Genomic DNA, 23,607 nt, shown 5'->3' with positions numbered 1-23,607 from the left:
ATTAAGATATTGTTTTTAAATTAAAAATAACAGATTAAAAAATTGACTGCTCTGTAGAAAAGCATCATTGATACAGCTGCGCCTTTGTTTCATAATGAATCAATTACGTTTCATGAAACACAATTAAAACAATTACGAAACATTGACTTATCGTGGTGGGGAAACGGGATGGCAGAAACACAATCAGTAGAACGTGATAGTAGTGACAAACCGATCATTTGGACGGTATCCATTTCCCGTCTTTTTGATCTATTCCGAGATATCACACCGGAGTTCGACCATCAGGCAGATATCACACCCATCCAACTTGGTTTTGAAAATGCGGTTCAGCATATTCGTAAACGGCTAACAACCGAACGTTGTGACGCCGTGCTCTGTGCCGGTTCTAATGGAGCCTATCTAAAAAGCCGTTTATCAGTGCCTGTTATCATTGCTAAAGCTAGTGGGTTTGATTTTATGCTGGCATTAGCCCGTGCACGGCAAATCAGCACCCGCATTGGCGTAATCACCTATCAAAATACATTGCCTGCTCTGGAAGAATTTCAGCAACGGTTCAACTTGCGTATTGAACAACGCAGCTACGTAACAGAAGAAGATGCGCGGGCCCAGATCAATGCATTAAAAGCCATCGGTATCAAAGTCATTGTTGGTGCCGGGCTGATTACCGATCTTGCTGATGAAGCTGATCTTGTCGGTGTTTTTGTCTATTCCGCAGAGTCTATTCGCCGGGCATTCCATGATGCACTGGATATTGCCAGAATGACCAAGCTCAATCAGGCTTCAATTTCTGTCTATCCAACAGAGCAAACTTTGCGTACCCGCCACACTCTCAATGATATCCGGGGGGATTCTGCGGTGATGGAACATGTTCGCAACACCGTCATGCTATATGCTCGTTCGCCGGCTACTGTCCTGATACAAGGGGAAAGCGGTACAGGGAAGGAACTGGTGGCACAAGCCATTCACCATGAATATGCTCTCCGGCATGGTCAAGTTGCCGGTAAACATCAGCATCCATTTGTTGCTGTTAACTGTGGTGCCATTGCGGAATCTCTGCTGGAAGCTGAATTATTTGGTTATGAAGAAGGGGCGTTCACGGGTTCACGGCGTGGAGGGCGAGCCGGTCTTTTTGAAGCCGCTCATAGGGGCACACTATTTCTGGATGAAATTGGTGAAATGCCCCTGCTTCTTCAAACACGGCTATTAAGGGTACTGGAAGAAAAATCCGTTGTCAGGGTTGGAGGGCACCGCCCCATTGCTGTTGATGTTCGGATCATTTGTGCCACACATGGCGATTTGGATACCTGGGTTCAGGAAAGGCGTTTTCGGACCGATCTGTTCTATCGTCTGAGTGTATTACGGATCAATATTCCCGCTCTCAGAGAAAGGGGCAACGATATTGGTATATTGGCGCTGGAATATCTGCGACGGGCATTTGCCGCATTGAATTTGCCGGTATCACAGTCAAGAGTACAAGAACTTTCTACCTGTCAGGAGGCATTGCAAGCCTATCATTGGCCCGGTAATGTCCGGGAATTGCGTAATCTCATGGAACGGATCGCGTTATACCTCAGCGCCCATACTGAGCATATATTGACACCTGAATTGATATTGGCTCTTTCACCGGAGCGCCAACCTGCTCTCAGACTGACTGAAAAAAGTATAAGGCCCTTGTTAACTGAGCAATCTTCACTTGTTGCGCCACTTTCAGCCCATGAAACTATGGAACGGTTTTCTGGCAATCGTCAGGCAGCGGCAGAATATTTGGGGATTAGCCGTACTACGTTGTGGCGACGGTTGAAACAAGAGATGACAGGGAATAAGGGAAAGGGAATTGATTGAATGCAGTTATCAGGTAAAGCTACTTTTTCGACATGGGAGCAACGTTGTTCGCTTCTATTTACTTACTTATAAAATAACGGCGATATGAAACGAGAACTCAACGTTTTTATCAAAACGCTATTTATAATATGCTTCTACCATACCTGACTGTTGTCTATTGAGTCGGTTGGTCAAAGCAAATCTCATGGTTTGAATAGCATCAGGGAACCGAGTTGTTTAAGACGCCTTACTCATAGCAAAGTAACGAAACACCTATCATCATTACAGTTGGGATAGTCAATTCATTTAATTACGGAGCTAACGAAGCATGTCCCCAATGTCATTTTACATCGCGATTTTCATCGCACTCGTATCAATCTTTACGCTTATATTCTTTGCCAGGAAATTAAAAACGGCAAGACAAAGACTGTCCGCAAAAGATGCCATTATTGAAGAATATAAAATCCGCTTTAGTGACTATTTTGATGTTGATGCGGAGTGCAAAAAGCTCATTTCCGATACCGAAGATGAGAAAAACCGCATTGAATTTGACGCAGCTCAACGGCTCACCAAGATCAATGATGATGCATTTAAAGCTGAACATACCAAATCTGAAATTGAGGCTGATATTCAGTCACTTCGTGATAGTTATCGCAGCAAGAAAGAAATCTATGATGGCTTGGTGCGTCAGCTAGCTATCTACAATGAAGATTTTGAACTGGCTGAACTGGGCTTTTATCAACCCCATTTTGACTTCAATGCAAGTGAAAAATTTAAAGAAAAAATTCTCCGTAACCGAGAAAAACAAAAAAGGATCCTGAAAGATAAGGGCATTGCCAGTGCAATTTACTGTTCAACCGAATGGACTGTTGGCGGTTCACGAGCAGAAGGCAAGAAACTCGCTACCCGCGCAATAAATATTACCGCCCGTGCCTTTAACAATGAATGTGACGCCGCGATTGCCAACTGTACCTGGAAAAATGCCACAGCAATGGAGGAGCGCATACGTAAAGCGTTTGATGCTATTAATAAGCTGAACGAAACCAATCAGGTCCATATCAGCCGTAACTATTTGGCTCTCAAACTTGAAGAACTTCGCCTGACACATGAGTTCCGTGAAAAAAAACAGCAAGAAAAAGAAGAGCAACGTGAATTACGTGCTCAGATGGCTGAAGAAAAGCGGGTTCAAATGGAGATCGAACGTGCGATTCGGGAAGCAGAGGCGGAGGAAGAACGATACGAACGAGCGCTCGACAAAGCACGTAAAGATCTGGCTAAAGCCAGCGCTGAACAGCGAGCCAAATACGAAGAGCAAATTTCTAAATTGGAGGCTGAAATTAAAGAGGCCGAAGAAAAAAGCCAAAGGGCACTCTCAATGGCACAACAAACTCGCCGAGGCCACGTATATATCATATCTAACATAGGTTCTTTTGGTGAGGATGTTTATAAAATAGGCATGACTCGCCGCTTAGATCCACAAGACCGTATTGATGAGCTGGGTAGTGCTTCAGTGCCGTTCTTATTTGATATCCACGCCATGATTCGTTCTGAGGATGCTCCTACCTTAGAAAAAGCGTTGCATGATCGCTTTGATAGTCACCGCGTTAACGCTGTTAACCGCCGTAAAGAATTTTTCAATGCAAGCCTGAATGAGATCAAAGCTGCTGTGACAGAATTTGCCGGCAACGATGTAGATTTCGTCGAAACTGCTGTAGCGAAAGATTATTACGAGACAAAAGTAATGCGTGAACAAAAGTTGATAAAATCGGGATCGCAGGATGGAAAGAAAGTGACTAACACTAAAATCCCTGCATTCGCAGATGCTATCTGATCCATACTATCAAGGGCTATGCTGGTGGTTCTAACCTCTTATCGACGATAGAAACACCAGCTTGAACGTTACTTACAAAACCTGGCGTGAGAAATCATTAATATGCAATCTAAGCTTCCGATTGATTCTATAATAATGATGTAATGTATGTTATATTAGTAACTTAAATCATATAAATTTCATTAGGTGGTTTGACTAGTGGCTAAAGGTGTATCAGGTAGGATCGTTCTAGAAGTAGATCCCGAACTAAAAAAAACGCTTTATTCAGTGTTAGCAATGGAACAACAAACACTTAAAAACTGGTTTGTCGATAAAGCACAAAAGCATATTGATGAAAAAAAAACCGAACTAATTAAAAGCTTTTCAAAGGTAGATAATGAAGTTTAAAGCAGATCAAACCATCCAGAAGTTAAGAGGTGGCTACTATACACCGCAGAACTTAGCTGATTACGTTACTAAGTGGGTTCTAAGTAAAAACCCAGATCATGTATTAGAGCCTAGTTGTGGTGATGGTGTTTTCGTTCAATCACTTAGTAACAATAACTGTGACAAGAACATCAATTTATCTTGTTTTGAACTCATTGATACCGAAGCAAAAAAAGCATCAGAACGTTGCAAAAATCTTAACTTCAAGAATTCTTTTGTAACAGAAGGAGATTTTTTGGGTTGGGCTAATGAACAAATCCGAGCTGGTGAATCTCTTTTTGATGGTGTTCTTGGTAACCCTCCTTTTATTCGATACCAATTCTTAGAAAAAGGCTTTCAGGAGCAAGCCGAACTTATTTTTAATCAGTTAGAGCAGAAGTTTACAAAACATACTAACGCTTGGGTTCCATTCCTTTTTGCATCATTAGCATTGCTTAAAAATGGTGGTCGTATGGGTATGGTTATACCCTCTGAAATCATTCATGTGATGCACGCTCAGTCACTGCGTAACTTTATGGGTAAGACTTGTTCAAAGATTGTAATTATCGACCCGAAAGAGATTTGGTTTGAAGATACTCTTCAAGGAGCAGTAATAATTCTCACAGAGAAGAAAGAAGTTCCTGAACAACTATCCAAAGGGGTAGGGATTATTAGTGTCAATGGTTTTGACTTTTTGCAAGATGACCCGAATGTGTTATTTGACAATACCATTGGCATCAATGGTGAAACAGTCGCAGGGAAGTGGACAAAAGCAACGTTAGAACCAAATGAACTATCGCTTATTAATTCATTGATAAAACATAAATCTGTTCATCAGTTTAATGAAATTGCAAAGGTTGATGTTGGGATTGTGACGGGAGCTAACAAGTTCTTTTTAGTGGATAACAATACTGTTAATCGCTATGGATTATCTGAATACTCTCATCCTATGTTTGGTAGAAGTCAGCATTGCCCTGGTATTTTGTATGACAAAGCACAGCATGAAGAAAACCAAGGACAAGGCTTACCTACAAATTTCTTGTACATAGAAAATGAGTTTGAAACGTTATCGAGCAGTATTCAAGAGTATATCGAACTTGGTGAAACCGAAAAATATCACGAGCGTTACAAATGCCGTATTCGCCGGCCTTGGTATAAAGTTCCATCGGTGTATAGTACTGAGATTGGTATGTTAAAGCGTTGTCATGAAGCCCCAAGACTCATCCTAAATGATGTAGGCGCATACACAACAGATACTGCTTACCGAGTTACTTCGACATTCACTACTACTGAAAATTTAGTATGTAGCTTCCTAAACCCTCTGACGGCGATTACTGCTGAATTAGAAGGGCGTTATTATGGAGGCGGTGTATTAGAACTTGTTCCTTCTGAGATTGAAAAGCTGTATATACCTATAATCGAAAGCTTTGAGCACGATATCATAGAGATAAACAAGAAAATCAAAGAAGGTAATATTGAAGAAGTCATCAGAATGCAAGGTGAAACCATATTAACCAAATTAGGTTTTTCTAGACAAAATAATGAAACACTAATGTCAATTTGGCGAAAACTAAGAGATCGTCGACTTAGAAAGTAACTACCAATAATAAAGCAGCTCACTGTAAAGATAAAATGAGCTGCTTTGAGCACCTGTAGTTTATTGACTGTTTTTGGCAGGTTCCTCCTGACAACAGAGACAAGTAAATTTTGGCAATTACACAAAATCATGTACAGGGCCCTTTGACTCTATAAAGATTTATATAAGTCTTCTACTGAAGGAATTTTTCTGTCCAAGTCTCCTAAGTTGAAAAGCTCCTTAATCATGTTATCCATTTCTGCTTGTTTAACTTCAAGTTGGCGTTCTAATACAATTTTCTTACGAACACCTGATTTTAAAATTTCACTATATAGGCCATTCATTTCTTTTTGCTGATTAGCGATTTTGTCATGTTTTGAAATTTGAACATGATCAGCAAAGTCAATAGTTGGGATTGGCATTCTGGTTTGAACTTTTGTTCCACGAGCAACAAAACCACCACGAAAAATTTCACCGTAAATTGAAGCAAACCACTCCAAGTAGCGAGATGACAAGACCGCCTGGATATAATAAATAGAATAGTTACACTCTTCTGGCACGTTGATAATGCTATAACCAGCTGTGCCACCAGAAGAAACGAAAGTCTTTTGATTATCGATTGAATATTTATAACCATTTGATAATACACCAACAATCAATTTCTGAGCTACGTCGCAGTTCTCTAATGCTTGACTTCGACCGTATCTATACCACTCATTAGGTGTTGCCGGATCAGGTTTGATTGAGCGTTTACCATCATCAAGTTTATCTTTTACAACATGAAGGAAATTGAACATACAGGGATAATGGTTCTTTAAATTGTCATATTCGATAAACTTAACTTTACTCTCAACTTTATTGTATGGATAAAGAACAAAAGAGTTTGGTTCGACATCTTTGTAAGTATAAAAATGGTCAGAACGATCAGTCTCAAAATAAGGTCTAGTTAATTCCTTTTCAACCTTATATTCTTTACCATGAAACTCAAAATAAATAAATCCATTTTCTGACTTAATTTCCTTGTGTATATAATAGTTATTTGCGCTGGTTTGAATACCATTAGCAATTGAGTTTTTTCCTAATATATCACCCAGCGTTTCAGAACACTTAAACATACGTTCTAAAATCTCATTGGTTTCCTTTTCCAGAACCCATGTGTCAGAGTTTAATTTATCAACTTCATAAGTACTTAATAATAGTGTTTTATTTTCTCGTGTGAGCCATTTTTTAAAGTCACTTACTTCATAGAAAGAAAACTCTTCTTGCTTTGATTTTTTTAGGAATAATAAACAAGTGTAAGTAGTCTTGTTCTTAAATACTTGATTAGACCCAAACGAGATTAACTTACACAAGTATTTATTATCTGAAAGTAACTTTCTTAGGTTTTTACCAGCACCAACCTTAGTAAACTTAGAAGGTAGTATATAACCTAAGTAACCACCATCTTTTAATAATTGCATTGATCGCTCAACAAATAGAAAGTATTTGTCAAATTGTTTAAATGCTGATTTATATTTTTTCTTATATATAGCCAGTTCAGTAGGCGTAATCTGATTCATATGTTCAGTTGCCATATATGGGGGATTACCAACAATGACATCAAACTCAAATTCGTTGATATTGAATGGATTTACAGAAACAATATCTTGTGGTTTTATTGCGTCCATTTGATCGATTAAACTATTGCCGAAAAGAATATTCCGGTCTAAATCAGGTAGGATAGGTTTTTCCGTTCCTATCGTTTCTTTTGATTCTCCTTCTAATAGTTTTAATAAAAGACCAAATGAACACGCCTTAACTGCGTTATAGTCTTTATCTACACCATAAATACATTTACGAAGGATTTCTTTTTTAATAGACAACTTTAACGTGAATGTATGCTCAGTGAGTTGTCTCAGCTTAGACCTATCATGAACCAAATAGTAGTCAATCAGAATATCTTGAAGCGTTTGGAAAACTTCAAGAATAAATGCACCAGAACCACAAGCAATATCAGCAAACTTAGAGCTTAATATTTCATAATCTGATTTTCCTCCACAGTATTCAATAACTGTGTTTCTGATAATGTCTTTAACGATATGGTTGGGAGTAGTGACTACATCACGATCAATATGCTCTTCTTTTAGCTGTACATCTACACTTCCATCCTCTAAAATACGAATCTTTTCCCCCAAAAAGACCTCATAGATATTACCTAAAATATCTGACGAAAAGACGGAAAAAGAGTATGTGCTTTGTGGAAAATAAAGCTGTTTAATGATAGTCCAAATAGATGATTCTTTATTATTGATTAATTCATCTATATGTTCAAGCGCAAATAAACCAGAATTGTATTTCTTATCAGCATCGTGGAGCTTAGATACAAGTGACTTATAATCTTTTTGCTCTGCATAATGATAAAGTGTCTCATAGTCTTCAAGATCACGATCTTCACATACTCGTAAGAAAACAATACTGTTGATATATTTTTGAATTAAATCATTTAATTTTTCTTCATTTAATTCTTTCTTGATACAAAGAAACTCTTCTGCTAACAATAAACGCCAATCGTTTATTTGTTTCAGGAATAAGTCATCGATACTGAACTTAGAAATATTATTTTCGATCTCTGACCATTCATTGTCAAATTGTCCAGAATAAACACTTTCTCGACCAATTAGGGACTTGATTTCATCAAAATTATCCACTAATTCAGTATAGTGATAACATTTCACCCGCGAATTAGATACTTGCTCATATTCTTTTACTGGTGTTGAACAGTCATAAATTACAGTATATTCAAAGTTAGATAAAACAGAAATCTTTAACTTTGCAGTAAATCCGTATCTCCTGACTTGCTTTGCAGGCTCCGGGTCTTTAAAAATGTCAACGCTTGGCTTTTTAGCTTCAACAAAAAATTTTCTTTCGGAGAAAAGTCTGAATGTATAGTCTGGTTTTTTTGTGTTTTCTCCTGCCTTACCTTTTAATCCTTCTTCGACAAGTACCTCTCTTTCATTTGTTATTTTGCCCGAAGAGTTATTGATATCCCATCCAAGTATTGTAAAAAACGGATCAAGGAAATCTGTTCTGAGTTGTGTTTCGTTATATTTCTTTGACTGATAATACTGTTTGTCTTGTTTATATTTTTTTACTAACTCTATTAGTTTTCCCTTACTATTCATCTTAATTTCTCTTAATAAAATCAATAGGTTGATTCACATAACCATCTTGCAATCCAATAAAAATCAGTAATTTTTCTACATTTATTTTAATATAAGCAGTCGTTTTCCTTATACTTTAAGTGTAATCATCTACTTCATGATAACCAAAAATCTGCATTTATTCTGATTCTCTCAACTCTGAAAAACCACATGAATTAAGCTTTCCTATGAGTATTTCTTCCGTTGAAGAAAGTGAAGTTCGGTTGTAGTACTAGGTTATAGATGGTTAGACATCTGATCCAACGACAGATAAATTCTGCTGGGCAATTATTTATACAGCTTTCACCGCAGTAGAGTAGAATCAATTATTGGAACTACCTATTTCCATGCTATTTTTCTCATTTTTTATTTATTAAAGGTAATGAGAAAGTTAGCTACCTTCACAACTCTCAGGTCGTAGGCTTGGGAAGCCTCTGCTCTGCTATTGAGCTACGCCCGCACTTGGATAGGATATAATACATTTTATTATAGCAACTCTATAGACACCAGCAAGCCATTACCTGTTTAAATTGCCTATATTTCAGTCAGTTGAAAATAAAAACTCCCCTGGCAGTTATGCTACAGGGGAGTTGAAATTTGAAACTTAATTAAAGCGGTTATTTCTGTGGGCGCATTGCCGGGAACAGAATAACGTCACGGATGGTATGGCTGTTAGTCAACAGCATGACCATACGGTCAATACCAATACCCAAACCTGCGGTTGGTGGCATACCGTGTTCCAGAGCCGTGACATAATCTTCATCGTAGAACATGGCTTCGTCATCACCTTCGTCTTTCTGACGAACCTGTTCAGCAAAGCGTTCTGCCTGATCTTCAGCGTCGTTCAATTCTGAGAAGCCGTTACCAATCTCACGTCCACCAATGAAGAATTCAAAACGGTCGGTGATAAACGGATTTTCATCGTTACGACGAGCCAAAGGAGAAACTTCTGCCGGATATTCCGTGATAAATGTTGGTTGAATCAGGTGGCTTTCAGCCGTTTCTTCGAAGATTTCACACTGAACGCGACCAAGGCCCCAACTTTTTTCCACTTCAATACCAAGTGATTCAGCGATAGCCACTGCTTTATCCATATCATCCAAATCCGTCATGTTGGTTTCAGGACGATATTTGCAAATCGCTTCTTTCATGGTCATTTGGGCAAATGGTTTACCAAAATCAAATTCCTGCTCGCCATATTTAACCAGCGTGCTACCCAAAACATTCTCAGTCAGGGTACGGAACAGCTCTTCGATCAAAACAATCAGATCTTGGTAATCCGCGTAAGCCATATAGAGTTCCATCATGGTGAACTCAGGGTTATGACGCGGAGAGACGCCTTCGTTACGGAAGTTACGGTTAATTTCAAATACACGTTCAAAACCACCGACAACCAGACGTTTCAGGTAAAGTTCCGGCGCAATACGCAGGTACATGTCAATATCCAGCGCATTGTGGTGAGTGATAAACGGACGGGCCGACGCACCACCCGGGATCACCTGCATCATTGGTGTTTCGACTTCCATAAAGCCTTTATTCACCATAAAGCTGCGCAGGACGGATAAAACCTGAGAGCGGATTTGGAAAGTTTTGCGCGATTCTTCGTTAGCGATCAGATCCAGATAACGCTGGCGGTAACGGGTTTCTTGATCAGCCAGCCCGTGGAATTTATCCGGCAATGGGCGCAGCGCTTTTGTCAGCAGACGCAGTTCAGTACAGTGAATGGAAAGCTCACCGGTTTTGGTTTTAAACAGTTTGCCACGAGCGCCCAGAATGTCTCCCAGGTCCCATTTTTTAAACTGTTCGTTATAAATACCTTCCGGCAGATCGTCACGGGCAACGTATAACTGAATACGACCGCCCATATCTTGTAGTGTTACGAAAGAAGCCTTCCCCATGATACGACGGGTCATCATACGACCACCAACCGTCACTTCAATATTCAGTGCTTCTAACTCTTCCTGAGTTTTGTCGTCGTATTGCGCGTGCAAATCTCCTGAAATGTTTTCACGACGGAAATCATTCGGGAAAGTCATCCCTTTCTCCCGTAAAGCCGCCAGTTTCTCGCGGCGGGTTTGCAGTTCATTATTTAAATCGGGAGCCTGTTCTGCCCCCTGTTGTTGTTGTGACATATTAGTTCCTCATAAGCCAGCTTTAAGGCTTGCTTCAATGAATTTGTCCAGATCACCATCCAGCACAGATTGTGTATTGCGGGTTTCAACGCCTGTGCGCAAGTCTTTGATCCGTGAGTCATCCAGAACATAAGAGCGGATTTGGCTGCCCCAGCCGATATCCGATTTATTCTCTTCCATAACCTGTTTATCAGCATTTTTCTTCTGCATTTCCAGCTCATACAGCTTTGCTTTCAACTGTTTCATGGCTTGGTCTTTGTTTTTATGCTGAGAGCGATCATTCTGACACTGAGTCACAATGTTGGTTGGAATATGGGTAATACGCACCGCAGATTCGGTTTTGTTAACGTGCTGACCACCCGCGCCTGATGCGCGATACACGTCGATACGTAAGTCTGCCGGGTTGATTTCAATATCAATATCATCATCCACTTCAGGATAGATGAATGCAGAACTGAATGAAGTGTGGCGACGACCACCGGAATCAAATGGGCTTTTACGTACCAAACGGTGAACTCCGGTTTCAGTACGCAGCCAACCATAAGCATAATCGCCCATGATCTTGATGGTTGCTGATTTCAGGCCGGCAACTTCACCATCGGATTCTTCGATGATCTCAGTTTTAAAACCTTTGGATTCAGCCCAGCGCAGGTACATACGCATCAGCATACTTGCCCAATCCTGCGCTTCGGTACCACCAGAACCTGCCTGTAAATCAAGGTAGCAGTTAGCACTGTCATACTCACCAGAGAACATACGGCGAAATTCTAACTGGCCCAGTTTGCCTTCAAGCTGTTCCAGTTCTGCTACAGCTTCATTAAACGTCTCTTCATCGTCAGCTTCTACCGCCAGTTCTAACAAGCCTTGTACATCTTCCAAACCTTGTTCAAGCTGAACGATAGTCTCAACAATCTCTTCCAGTGAGGAGCGTTCCTTACCCAAAGCCTGTGCCCGCTCCGGCTCACTCCAGACACCAGGCTGTTCCAGTTCGGCGTTAACTTCTTCTAAACGTTCTTTCTTGGCATCGTAGTCAAAGATACCCCCTCAGAACCATTGTCCGTTCAGACATGTCCTGAATGTGGTTTTTTACCGGATTAATTTCAAACATATTTTAGTGTCTTACGTTGTGTAGTCGTAGATAAATGGGATATTTTTCGAACCGCGCATTGTAACGGATTTGGCAAAGGGTTTATAGCATTTCAATAGATTTGTCACGTATTCAAACGAGAATACGTGACTATTTTTTAATAGGGCCAAAGATGCTGGATCAAAAGTTGTACATTACGGTTGCCCCGGAATTCATTAACATCCAGTTTATAGGCAAGTTCTACTTCACGGACGCTGTTGTCCGGCCAACGAGCAGGATCGATATTGAACGCGATACCATCCAGCATCGGCCCACCATTTAATGGTTCTACCATCACTTTTAAATGACGTTCTCCCACAATGCGTTGTTGCAGCAACCTGAATTTACCGTCAAAAACCGGTTCCGGGAAAGCTTGCCCCCAAGGGCCGCCATCACGCAATATTTCAGCAACGTCCAATGACAGTTCATTCATTGCCAACTCGCCATCACTCCAGATGACACCTTCAAGTTGCGAAATATCCAGCCAGTCCGCCATCAGCGTGGAAAAGTGATGCTGGAATTGTTCAAATTTATCCTGTTCAAGTGACAGGCCGGCAGCCATTGCATGACCACCAAATTTCAGTATCAGCCCCGGATTTAACGTATCAAGTCGTTCAAGGGCATCACGCATATGCAGTCCCTGAACTGAACGGCCTGAACCTTTCAAAATGCCATTACCTGCCGGTGCAAAGGCGATAACAGGCCGATGAAAACGTTCTTTAATTCGGGAAGCCAAAATTCCCACCACCCCCTGATGCCATTCAGGATGATAGAGCGCCAGACCATAAGGCAATTCAGTGCGGGTACGTTCAAGTTTGTCGCAGATTTGTAATGCTTCCTGCTGCATTCCCTGCTCTATTTCACGACGGGTGTGGTTAAGGCTGTCCAGTTCGCAAGCTATCTGACGGGCCTTTGCCATATCGTCAGTGAGCAATAAAGCGACGCCAATGGACATATCATCCAAACGGCCGGCGGCATTCAACCTTGGTCCAAGAAAGAAACCCAAATCGCTGGCGGCCAGCTTATAAGCATCACGTTTAGAAACTTCCAGTAATGCGCGGATCCCCGCACAGCAGCGCCCTGCGCGAATACGGTTTAATCCCTGATAAACCAGAATCCGGTTATTGGTATCCAAAGGGACAACATCAGCAACAGTGCCCAATGCAACCAGATCCAGCATTTCTGCCAGATTCGGCAGCGCCATTCCCTGTTTTTCAAACCATTGTTCTTTTCTCAGCGCAGCTCTTAGAGCAGACATCAGATAAAAGGTGACGCCAACCCCCGCCAATGATTTAGACGGGAAGGAACAATCGGACAGATTGGGGTTAATAATGGCCTCTGCGGCGGGCAGAATTTCACCCGGCAGGTGATGGTCAGTCACAATCACTTTCATATGATGCTGATGTGCAGCCACAACGCCTTCATGGGAAGAGATACCGTTATCCACCGTAATAATCAGGTCAGCGCCTTTTTTGACAACCTCTTCTACCACCTGTGGGCTTAAACCATAACCATCTTCGAAACGATTTGGCACCAGATAATCAAGATTACGGTAGCCCATCGCCCATAGCGAGCGGATCGCCAGTGCCGTACTGGTTGCACCATCAGCATCAAAATCACCGACAATAACAATGCGCCAGTGTTCATGAAGTGCGGTCAACAATAGTGTTACCGCCTGTTCCACACCACTCAGATGCTGGTAATTCAGTAATCCCTGAACACTGCGTTCCAATTCATTAGCTTGCTGGATGCCACGGATGGCATATAAACGGCGCAATAATGGATGAATCTGTGGTGGAAGATGACTATCATCCACCGCCGGGCGGCGGCGGAGTTGTGTTTCAATATTCACTAAACTTATTTACCACGCTGATCTAATGCTTTTGCCAGCGCTTCCGGCGGCATATATCCACCTAACAGGCTGCCATCTTTAAGAATAATTGCCGGTGTTCCCTGTACACCAAACTGGACTCCCAATTTATAATGGTTAGCGATATCCACCTTACAATCCTTGATTGGCGAAATGCTCTCATTTTTAAACGCAGCATCCAGTGACTTTTGTGGTGTTGCACTGCACCAGATAGATTGCATATCTTTAGCGGACTGATGCTGCATCCCCTGACGTGGGAATGCCAGATAGCGAACAGTAATGCCAAGTTTATTGTACTCTTTCATCTCTCCATGCAATTTATGGCAGTAACCACAGGTAATATCAGTGAAAACAGTCACAACATGCTTCTCTTTCGGCGCTTTGTAAACAATCATTTGGTCTTTCATCGCCTCCAGCTTTTTCATCAACAATTGATTACTGACATTCACCGGAGTGCTGCCACTGACGTCGTAAATCGGCCCTTGTAATAAATATTTGCCGTCATCAGACAGATAAATGATACCTTGCTCGGTCACTATCGTATTTAAGCCCGCAATCGGTGATGGCTGGATATTTTCTGCTTTGATCCCCAGCTTTTGCATCGTCCTATGAACTTCACCATCATCAGCAAACGCATTTCCACTTAAAAAGGCCAGCAAAAGAGGGAAACATAACACGCTTTTTTTCATTTTCAGTTCCTTTAAATCCATGCTCACCCACGCGGATGATGTTGTTGATGTAACAATCTAAGCCGCTCGGTTGCGACATGTGTATATATTTGTGTTGTGGATAGATCGCTATGTCCCAGCAACATCTGCACAACCCGTAAATCAGCACCATGATTAAGCAAATGCGTTGCAAATGCATGGCGCAAAACATGAGGAGATAACCGTTCAGTATCAATCCCGGCCAATACAGCATAGTGTTTAATGCGATGCCAAAAAGTCTGGCGGGTCATTTGCCGCCCCCGGTTGCTGGGAAAAAGCACATCCAGTGTTGCACCATTCAACAACCCAGCTCTCCCATACTCTAGGTAATTCTCTAGCCAGTAAACAGCCTCTTCTCCTAAAGGTACCAATCGTTCTTTATTCCCTTTACCGATGACTCTCACCGCGCCTTGGCGCAAACTGACATCAGACAGTGTTAACCCCACTAGCTCAGATACCCGCAAGCCACAAGCATAAAGCACTTCAAGCATCGCCTTATCCCTTAACTCCACAGGCTGATCTGTGCAAGGTGCATTAAGCAAATTTTCTACCTGCTTTTCACTTAAATCTTTCGGCAACCGCTTGGGTAATTTCGGTGCAGATAAAAGCGCTGTCGGATCATCTTCCCGCATTTTTTCCCGGTAAAAATAGAGAAACAACTGACGCATGGCGCTCAATAAACGTGCTGAGCTACTGGCTTTATACCCTCCATCCACCCGTTCTGCCAGAAAAGACTGCAAATCAATCGCCTGGACAGATAATAAATCATGACCATGATGTATCAACCAATTATCCAGCGCCTGTAAATCCAACCGGTAAGAAACCAATGTATTTTCCGCCAGATCATGTTCCAGCCAAATAGCATCAAGAAATTGTTCTATCAGTGGATCTGTCAACTGAGTTTGTTGTTTTGACACGAAACTCTTCCCTTAAATCTGCACATCTCTGCTGGCTATTATGCCTGAAAAAGCAATTATTCTGTTACAATGCCCTCCAGATATTCAAAAACCATAATGATTAATGATGAAGATTGGTCTTTTTTACGGCTCCAGCACCTGCTACACCGAAATGGTAGCAGAGAAAATCCGCGATATCCTCGGCGAAGATTTGGTTGATCTCCACGACATTAAAGAGGCAACACCGGAATTAATGGAAACGTATTCGGTGCTGATTCTCGGCATCCCAACATGGGATTTTGGCGAATTGCAGGAAGATTGGCTGGTTATCTGGGATCAACTTCCTTCTCTTAATTTACAGGGAAAAATCGTCGCCATGTACGGTATGGGTGATCAAATTGATTACGGCGAATGGTTCCTTGATGCTCTTGGTATGCTATATCACCATTTACTTCCTTCTGGTGTACATTTCATTGGCTTTTGGCCCACAGAAGGTTATGAATTTACCAGCCCGAAGCCATTAACTGATAATGGTTCACAATTTGTCGGGCTGGCTCTGGATGACGTAAACCAATTTGAGCAAACTGATGATCGTTTATCACAATGGTGTATGCAAATCCTGCAAGAAATGGAACCTTTACTTTAATCAGGGCAATTTCAGCTCAATCAGGTATCAGGATATTGCAATAATAGTTGGTTGATACTCCTCCACTCATCCTGTGGCATGCTATCAGATGTTATCCATAAACGGATTTTTTTCCGGTTATAACCAGATTGCGCAGTGATTAGCACGCCATAGCGGCACATCCACGGCTGCCGGATAATTTGCCATTCATGTTTTTTCCATTGCAACTTATTATTATTGAGCAGAACCAAAGGCCCTTGTAATTTACGGATATTTTTCTGACTACGTCCCCAACTGGCAATAATCAACAGTACCAAAGGAAGCCAGAAAATGGAGTCATCCGCCGGCCACGGAGCCAACAATACGATAAGCGCTATTGCACCATGAATGCAGGTGGAAATAAGCTGGGTATTCCAGGATACCCTGAGATCACATTTCCACAGGACCACGAGCTTTATTTCTATTCTGAATAAGTTTAATCATGCGGAATAGCGCCTCATCTTCCGGACGTCCATGATTCATCAACCAGTTGAACAGATCAGGATCAGCGCATTCAAGTAAGCGAATAAAAAGTTGTTTATCATCATCACTCAGTGAGTCATATTCATGCTTAAAAAACGGCATAATTGAAATATCCAACTCACGCATTCCACGCCGACATGCCCAATGTATACGTGCTTTATTATCAATATCCATGTTCAAAAAATCCCCTTTTTAATTCTCATTGTTTATCTTAAAACCATCAGCCATTAAATCGCCCGGCAAACTCATGCATCATGCCAGCTAATAGCAATAATAACTACTTGCATTGTGCTTCAGCTCTTTTACCATTATGCATCATTGGCTCAAATATCTGACTGGCAGGATGTGTCATGACTTATAAAACTCCGTTTTCTTCACAATCTCCATTGTCTTCATCAACTCTTCCCCTGACGTTAATCTCTCTGGATGACTGGGGTCTGGTAACCGCAACCGGACCGGATGCCGAAAAATATCTGCAAGGTCAGGTGACAGCAGATATTTCTGCTCTTGCAGCGAATCAACATGTGCTCAGTGCACATTGTGACGCAAAAGGCAAAATGTGGAGCAATCTGCGTCTCTTTCATCGTGGTGAAAGCCTTGCTTATATTGAACGCCGCAGTGTGCTGGAAAACCAGCTTAAGGAGCTGAAAAAATATGCAATATTCGCTAAAGTTACACTAGTTCAGGATGAAAATGCGGTACTGCTAGGTGTCGCAGGTAAAGGCTGCCGTGAAGCTCTAAGCAACATTTTCCCTGCACTGCCGGGTGCGGATAATGCTGTAGTTCAACATGAAGCCACTACTTTGCTCCATTTTGCCTTGCCGTCTGAGCGGTTCCTTCTGGTTACAGACACTGCCACTGTTGAACAGCTAATAGAAAAACTTCAAGCCCAACTTAATAGCAGCGAACAGTGGTTGGCGCTGGATATTGAAGCCGGTTTCCCGGTCATTGATACCGCCAACAGCGCGCAGTTTATTCCACAGGCAACTAACCTCCAGGCATTCGTGGGGGGTATCTGTTTTAAAAAAGGTTGTTATACCGGTCAGGAAATGGTGGCTCGTGCTAAATATCGCGGCGCAAATAAACGCGCAATGTACTGGCTGGTGGGTAGTGCTGCCAAAATGCCGGCGGCTGGTGATGATCTGGAATGGCAACTGGGAGATAAATGGCGGAGAACGGGTACCGTTTTAACTGCTGTTAGATTGAATGACAATAGTATTTGGGTGCAGGTCGTCATGAATAATGATATGGAAAGTCATAGCGTGTTCCGAGTCCGTGGCGATGAAGAACATTCACTGGCCATTCAGCCACTGCCTTATTCCCTTGTTGAAGAAAAATAGTTTATGAGGTTTGTATGTCGTTAGCAGTGCCTGCCGTTGATTTTGGCCCTTTTACGGATGTGATCGGTTTTTTGATGGAGCTGGATAAACTGAAAAGAGTTCAGCGACGCACTAAGTTATTGGATAACCACCGTCAGGAAAATTCAGCAGAACATAGCTGGCATTTTGCTATCGCTGCGATGAGTTTTGCGCCGTATGTGAAAGAAGTCGATATTCAGCGGGTTATCCAGATGGCATTGATTCACGATATCGTTGAAATCGATGCTGGTGATGTGATGGTTTATGATTTAGCTGCCCGTGAAGCCATTCACGATCAGGAAGTTAAAGCCGCTAACCGTCTTTTTGGCTTGCTACCCGAAACTCAAAAAAATCACTTTATGTCACTTTGGCAAGAATACGAAGCAGGAGAAAGTCAGGATGCCCGTTTTGCTATTACGCTGGATAGATTAATGCCGATTCTGATGAATCTGCATAATAAGGGCCAAAGCTGGGTGGAAAACGATATTCGTCTTGAGCAGGTGCTAAATCGCAATCAATTTATTGCCGATGTCTATCCTGAATTCTGGCAATATCTGCTGCCACAATTAGAGTCTGCTCAAAAGAAAGGCTGGTTGAAGTAACTTTTTCCCAATAATTTTATACTACAAATTCAGTGCGCCATATAAAGAATATGGCGCGCGAAATCAGACTTATCTCATTCCTGCACCACTCAGGATTCACTTTGGCTGGCCGTTGATAATTATCTTACCAGATATACCTTCATCTCCTGGTTTTCCCTCAGAGCCATCTTGACCCGATGCGCCTGGTTGGCCATTGTTCTCGAATCCGCTATTATTTACTCCACCTTCTCCGCCGTTCCCACCTTTTCCGCCACTCCCACCTTTTCCGCCACTCCCCCCCTTCCCACCATCACCTCTATATGACAGAGCATTAATTATTGGCTGACCATCGGAGAAACCAATATATATGTTACCACTGTCTCCACCTTTACCCCCATCTCCTCCATCCCCTCCATCTCCGCCATTCCCCCCGTTTCCTCCAGATCCGGAACGACACTTGCTTGTTTTATTGTTAGTATCACTCCCATTTCCGCCATTTCCTCCATTCCCCCCGTTACCCCCATTTCCGCCATTTCCGCCATTTCCACCACGCCCACCCAGTGATAGCGCATTGACTAACCCTGTAATAGATTGAACCGTAACAGTTACGTCATTTGCATCTCCAGCGCGTCCGCCATTCCCCCCTGATACTCCCGCAGAACTGCTGGTTCCATCTGTACCTGATGTGGATTGAACTGCGCAGCTGTTTTTACCCTCTTTACCCGCACTACCATTGCTGCCATTAATCCCATTATTTCCTGGTGCCCCCGCTGAATTATCGATTCCATCAGTACCTTTATTGACAATGCCCTGCTTTCTATCAGTTCCATGTCCTATAACACAGTTCGCTTCGATGCTACCGTTAGTGCGGTAAATAATTTGACCTCCTTGCTCAAAGATTATCTGGTCATACACCAAAGTAACCGGCTCACCATAGTCATCGTTATCTTCAACAATCACTGGATTATCTGCGGTAACAGTAATACTTTCGCCACTGTATAGCGCAATCTTCATCGGGAAGCGTTTAGCATTAAGTATTTCTTCATAATCTTTGACCAAAGCAGAATCACTATAGATATAGGCCCGAAAAGCTTTGCACAAGTCAATATGATTACCCGGGACATTTGCCAGCCGTTCAGCAGAAAACGGTTCGGGCAACGGATGGTGGGGTTCCATTCTGCCAGGGCCATACTGACTGTCAGGCACACCGCCGAGTTCCTTCAACTCTTGTATGGTTTGTACCGTAAAGAATGCCGGGGGCACAGTCGCTGTCTTCGGATCGTTAGAAAATACTACTTTGCCGTCAAAATCCGAGGTCTTAAGTTGCTTTGGCTGCCGCTCTATACCAACCAGATGATGATACTGATGTAATACGGCTAAAGTTTCAGTAAAAGTCTTCATTTTACTCATGGGAATTCTCCTGAGTTTAAGTTTATACATTTAGGATAGTTTCATATATCAGTTGTCCATCTGACCAAATTCCAAAGTATCTACCGCTATTACTACCGGTTGTGACACTAAATTGCTCATAGTCAAAATCTTGCCCTTGGCTAATCACCAGATTAGCCATAGCGAAAACTTCGATTTTTTCTGGTAAAGGATATAGGCACTTCAACAACAGGTATGCCAGAAAAATAATTCCTATGGGAATTAATTAGGTAAGTATTTATTCACTTTACAGAAAGCGATTGGATGCAATATTTGAATTATACAATTTAATCTTCCACTTTTTCCATTAGTTATAGAGAGTATTTACGTGATATATCACTACCTTTTAATGCGTGCTGATTAAGAATTTCAATTTTATATTTATCTCATTAGGTATTATTAGGAAATACAAATAAAAACAACAAGTATGATTTTTTTCAAAAATCACAACAAGATAGAAACCTATAAATATTATTGAATAATTAAATTATGAATGTGATTTAAATTAATGGTGAAAAATAATTCCTCTTTGCGAAAATAAGACTTTTTTACGAACAAGACTGATTAAAGCAGTGTAAAACAAGTTTAATCTGACGTATTTACGGTTTTACATAATAACACTGCAAGTAACCCGATTCGTATTCTATTAAATCATTCATTTGAGAGTTTTCTATGATCAATGATTTAACTGGTTTATGACAAAGTTTATTGTCAGTTGAAAACATTATTAAAGTCGGTTCCTTTGGAAAAATAAATTGTCTGATTAAACCATTCATGTTTTTATTTATCCTTTTTTCCGGGGTATGTAAGCATTAATAAAACCAATTATTTTTCTCATCTTTCACTGATAATTTTATGATGGGCAGATTTTAAGTTGTTATTAAAAGCCATTTTTTTAACCTCGGGTTTTAATCGGTATAATCAGGTTTTAACCATTGTTTTTGCTACTTTTAACACCTGTTTTTTCTTAAGTTTAATCATCATAGTATATTGTGTTTTACTTTTAACCAACTTTAATCATACCCATTTTTTATCTTTACTGACGTTGTTTTGCTGGCAATTTTTAGTAGTTTTCATAAGTCATACTCATTTGTTTTATCTTCATAAATCAACCTGTAAATAGTCTGATGGTATAAAGATGCTATTTTATATTTTATCGGATAATATTCTTTTTCTCACTGATTTTTTAACTCTCTTTTAATGGTTAATGAGCTTCAATTAAATATAATTAATAATCATTTTAAAAAGTTTTACTTATAGTTAAATCCGTCTTTTATATAAAACCTTTAATATCTCTGTTTTAGTGCTTTTAAATGGTTATGGCAGGTTAGGTAAATGTAAAATAAGCGGAGGGTAGCATTGTTGATAAATACATTAAACATGACAGGGAATAAGCCGTTTTTAGTCACTCTGTACCTTTTAAAAATCTGGCATTAATGGATGTCTGTTTTTTTTACCCTTAGTTAACTAATTGCCCAAAAAGAGAAAATAAGTAGAAAGAGAAAATAGACCATATTAAAAATATGAAATCTTGTCCCAGTTATTAGGATTGAGATAATTATTTGAAACTTATAAAAAAGAATCCCAATTCTGGCCGGGATAAATTGAGTTTATTTACTGTCAACTTCTCCAAAAAGTGCACCTATACAACAGCCCTAAATCGTTCTGGTTTTCTGTGGTCACAAATTGGCTGGGCTGAGATGGTTGGAATCTTTAATCCTAACTCTGCATCAGACTGATAAATAGAAAATATTCATCCTTATTTGATTGATAAGTAAATATTAACATAAAGTTAAAGTAATCCCAGCCGTAGCTGACTGGGATTAGCGTTTTATCTAGACTTACTAGTCACCAGTAAATATTTTGGTTAGCGGACATTGTGACATTTTTTGAATTACAGAATGAACTGTACCGGCAGGTAATAAAGTCTCTTTTATTGTACTCCCATCATCAACACTCCAAATTAGGCGATCATTTTGGCTTGTTTTCATAAAGTAAATATAATAGCCATTATCCCCCATTGCAGTACAAGTCATATCAAACAAGCTATCAATAAGATCTTCTCCTTCTCCTGTAAAATAACTTTCTGCATTTTTGTATAAAGTAATAGGATCAAAGGGAATATCATTACATGCCAACTCATCTATTTTCATATTTGAGTAAAAGCCAATTGTTGTCCTTAATTCGAAAACATCAACAATGTCAAATAATCTATTTCCTTCTAAATAGAAAGAAAATACTCCATTTTTCCAAAAGCTATCTGGAGAGTTCCATGACTCAACAATGTCAAATTGAAGAGAAAAGTAAAATGGATCACCATAAATCACTTTAGTTTCACTCCTAGTTTTTTCTGAATATCACTTGGCACCTGTTTGCTTGTTAAGGAATTGTTAATATCTCCGGAGCTGCCATTCCAATGATATTCTCCGTTAGTTCCTTCGAATCGGTGAACGTTACCGTTCTTATCTACTGAGAACCGAACCTCTTTATTGTTATAGTTTTTTGAGCTTGGTATAGAGTTTTCAAAAAGAATTAGAGAGTCTCTAGGTTCTATTCCTGCATTTTTGCGATTTCCATCCCCTCCGGGAGTATGTTTAGGATTTGATTTGTAAGTTAGCCCATTAGAAGCGACTATTGGCTCCGGTACCGGTATTGCGCTTCCTCGGTGTTTCCCAACAATCGAAGCAATTGAAACCTTACTACCAATAGCACCACCAATACCGGCAGATTCTACCGCTTCTTTGGCTATCAGGGCACCTTTTTCCCTGGCGGGCAGGGCGTTATATAACCAAGATTGAGAGTAAGTGCTAAAGAGTTCCCTATCTTGTGATAGGGAATCTGTATTAGGAAGATAGGCACTATAATAGCGGTCACTCAATAGCAATTGAGTGACCGGCTAGTCCTTAATACATCAGGCTATTACACTTAATCTTAATAAAAATCTTCGCGTTTAAATTTCTTTCCTGTTGGTTCAATTTCGTTTTCCCATAATGAGACTGTTATACTTTCGTTTGGTATATAAACAGCATATGATTTCCCTAACCCTTCGTCTTCACCAATACCAAAAATAACACCTTTTTGATGGCTATATTCTATTACACGATCAACATTTAGAATAATAACCTCTTGATAGAAAATGAATTTATCTTTCATTTATGTGTAATTCTCCCGTCGAGCGAAACATTTAGATGTTTACCATCTCTACTTGCCCAGCCCAGTTGGATCTTTCCCTGTGGTGAAAGTTGGACATCCCATTCAAAAGGTTGCCCTTGAGTTCTGGAAGGCCCTTTTGTCCATTCATTACCAAACTTATCAATATACCCATTATTAGGGCCTTTTTGTAAAGCCTGATTTGGTGTGTATTTAGGCGATGGAACAAATCTAATTTTACCTTCTGTTGGCAATTGGACATATTTCAGCCGTCCCTTAATAGACCACAGTTGCCCTGCACCCATTGAGCTATAAGGATTAAATGTTGGTTCTTTTATATATTCAAGTGGGGCTTTTACCGCTACTTTAGCAAACTTATCGGCAGCATGGGTAGTAACCC

The 23,607-nt window shown here is 40.7% G+C and carries 20 protein-coding genes; 7 read left to right on the top strand and 13 right to left on the bottom strand.

All coding sequences use genetic code 11. The features are described from left to right. Window positions 1–168: 168 nt before the first annotated feature. The 4 genes from prpR (at window position 169) to C5471_RS17985 (ending at window position 5,654) form a co-directional block, all read left to right on the top strand. Window positions 169–1,842: a propionate catabolism operon regulatory protein PrpR gene (prpR, locus tag C5471_RS18000; protein WP_133815181.1), complete on the top strand. Its 1,674-nt coding sequence runs from the start codon at window positions 169–171 to the stop codon at window positions 1,840–1,842. A 307-nt stretch (window positions 1,843–2,149) separates the two neighbouring features. Next, window positions 2,150–3,652 carry an SNIPE associated domain-containing protein gene (locus C5471_RS17995; RefSeq protein WP_133815182.1) on the top strand — a complete coding sequence of 501 codons (1,503 nt, stop codon included), beginning with the start codon at window positions 2,150–2,152 and terminating at the stop codon, window positions 3,650–3,652. A 198-nt stretch (window positions 3,653–3,850) separates the two neighbouring features. Next, window positions 3,851–4,039, top strand: a complete 189-nt coding sequence (locus C5471_RS17990) for a hypothetical protein (RefSeq protein ID WP_133815183.1) — start codon at window positions 3,851–3,853, stop codon at window positions 4,037–4,039. Beyond that, on the top strand, window positions 4,029–5,654 hold the full coding sequence (locus C5471_RS17985; RefSeq protein WP_133815184.1) for an Eco57I restriction-modification methylase domain-containing protein: 1,626 nt from the start codon (window positions 4,029–4,031) through the stop codon (window positions 5,652–5,654). Before C5471_RS17990 ends, C5471_RS17985 begins: the two co-directional genes overlap by 11 nt. A 149-nt stretch (window positions 5,655–5,803) precedes the next feature. Here C5471_RS17985 and C5471_RS17980 read toward each other — a convergent pair whose 3' ends face one another. From C5471_RS17980 to xerD, 6 genes are all read right to left on the bottom strand, one after another. Beyond that, window positions 5,804–8,794 carry an Eco57I restriction-modification methylase domain-containing protein gene (locus C5471_RS17980; RefSeq protein ID WP_133815185.1) on the bottom strand — a complete coding sequence of 997 codons (2,991 nt, stop codon included), beginning with the start codon at window positions 8,792–8,794 and terminating at the stop codon, window positions 5,804–5,806. 635 nt (window positions 8,795–9,429) lie between these two features. After that, complete coding sequence (lysS, locus tag C5471_RS17975) at window positions 9,430–10,944, bottom strand: lysine--tRNA ligase (protein WP_133815186.1); 1,515 nt, start codon at window positions 10,942–10,944, stop codon at window positions 9,430–9,432. A gap of 9 nt (window positions 10,945–10,953) precedes the next feature. Next, a protein-coding gene (prfB, locus tag C5471_RS17970; RefSeq protein ID WP_133815187.1) for a peptide chain release factor 2 occupies window positions 10,954–12,052 on the bottom strand; the annotation gives its coding sequence in 2 pieces (ribosomal slippage) (window positions 10,954–11,976 and window positions 11,978–12,052; 1,098 coding nt in all). 136 nt (window positions 12,053–12,188) lie between these two features. Further along, window positions 12,189–13,922, bottom strand: a complete 1,734-nt coding sequence (recJ, locus tag C5471_RS17965; protein ID WP_133815188.1) for a single-stranded-DNA-specific exonuclease RecJ — start codon at window positions 13,920–13,922, stop codon at window positions 12,189–12,191. A gap of 5 nt (window positions 13,923–13,927) precedes the next feature. Next, window positions 13,928–14,629 carry a bifunctional protein-disulfide isomerase/oxidoreductase DsbC gene (gene dsbC, locus C5471_RS17960; protein WP_133815189.1) on the bottom strand — a complete coding sequence of 234 codons (702 nt, stop codon included), beginning with the start codon at window positions 14,627–14,629 and terminating at the stop codon, window positions 13,928–13,930. A 23-nt stretch (window positions 14,630–14,652) separates the two neighbouring features. Beyond that, the gene (xerD, locus tag C5471_RS17955) at window positions 14,653–15,564 is read right to left on the bottom strand and encodes a site-specific tyrosine recombinase XerD (RefSeq protein ID WP_339959302.1); all 912 of its coding nucleotides are present in this window, start codon (window positions 15,562–15,564) and stop codon (window positions 14,653–14,655) included. Between the two features lie 106 nt (window positions 15,565–15,670). On the opposite strand from xerD, the gene fldB reads away from it, so the two are divergent. Next, a complete protein-coding gene (fldB, locus tag C5471_RS17950) occupies window positions 15,671–16,189 on the top strand; it encodes a flavodoxin FldB (RefSeq protein WP_133815386.1) in 519 nt (172 codons plus the stop codon). A 20-nt stretch (window positions 16,190–16,209) separates the two neighbouring features. On the opposite strand, the gene C5471_RS17945 is transcribed toward fldB, so the two are convergent. Then, window positions 16,210–16,617 carry a protein YgfX gene (locus C5471_RS17945; protein ID WP_133815190.1) on the bottom strand — a complete coding sequence of 136 codons (408 nt, stop codon included), beginning with the start codon at window positions 16,615–16,617 and terminating at the stop codon, window positions 16,210–16,212. Beyond that, a complete protein-coding gene (gene sdhE, locus C5471_RS17940) occupies window positions 16,598–16,864 on the bottom strand; it encodes an FAD assembly factor SdhE (protein ID WP_133815191.1) in 267 nt (88 codons plus the stop codon). The genes C5471_RS17945 and sdhE overlap by 20 nt, the downstream gene beginning before the upstream one ends. 176 nt (window positions 16,865–17,040) lie before the next feature. Here sdhE and ygfZ point away from each other — a divergent pair, with 176 nt between their 5' ends. After that, window positions 17,041–18,030: a tRNA-modifying protein YgfZ gene (gene ygfZ / locus C5471_RS17935; protein ID WP_133815192.1), complete on the top strand. Its 990-nt coding sequence runs from the start codon at window positions 17,041–17,043 to the stop codon at window positions 18,028–18,030. Between the two features lie 14 nt (window positions 18,031–18,044). Further along, on the top strand, window positions 18,045–18,650 hold the full coding sequence (locus C5471_RS17930; RefSeq protein ID WP_133815193.1) for an HD domain-containing protein: 606 nt from the start codon (window positions 18,045–18,047) through the stop codon (window positions 18,648–18,650). Window positions 18,651–18,746: 96 nt separating this feature from the next. Here the strand turns inward: C5471_RS17930 and C5471_RS17925 are convergent, their stop codons facing one another. From C5471_RS17925 to C5471_RS17905, 5 genes are all read right to left on the bottom strand, one after another. Then, window positions 18,747–20,039, bottom strand: a complete 1,293-nt coding sequence (locus C5471_RS17925) for a hypothetical protein (protein WP_133815194.1) — start codon at window positions 20,037–20,039, stop codon at window positions 18,747–18,749. 1,862 nt (window positions 20,040–21,901) lie between these two features. After that, window positions 21,902–22,384 carry an Imm42 family immunity protein gene (locus C5471_RS17920; RefSeq protein WP_133815195.1) on the bottom strand — a complete coding sequence of 161 codons (483 nt, stop codon included), beginning with the start codon at window positions 22,382–22,384 and terminating at the stop codon, window positions 21,902–21,904. Continuing rightward, a complete protein-coding gene (locus C5471_RS17915) occupies window positions 22,381–22,935 on the bottom strand; it encodes a hypothetical protein (protein WP_133815196.1) in 555 nt (184 codons plus the stop codon). Before C5471_RS17915 ends, C5471_RS17920 begins: the two co-directional genes overlap by 4 nt. Window positions 22,936–22,988: 53 nt before the next feature. Beyond that, on the bottom strand, window positions 22,989–23,210 hold the full coding sequence (locus C5471_RS17910; protein ID WP_133815197.1) for an Imm31 family immunity protein: 222 nt from the start codon (window positions 23,208–23,210) through the stop codon (window positions 22,989–22,991). Next, window positions 23,207–23,607 (bottom strand): polymorphic toxin type 17 domain-containing protein (locus tag C5471_RS17905; RefSeq protein ID WP_207627388.1); only part of this gene is annotated, 401 nt, incomplete at its 5' end. The genes C5471_RS17910 and C5471_RS17905, both read right to left, overlap by 4 nt.

The sequence above is a fragment of the Photorhabdus tasmaniensis genome (assembly GCF_011189505.1).
GTDB classification, from domain to species: Bacteria; Pseudomonadota; Gammaproteobacteria; order Enterobacterales; family Enterobacteriaceae; genus Photorhabdus; species Photorhabdus tasmaniensis.
Note: the sequence above shows the minus strand (reverse complement) of the source record. Positions and strands in the feature narration are given on the sequence as shown.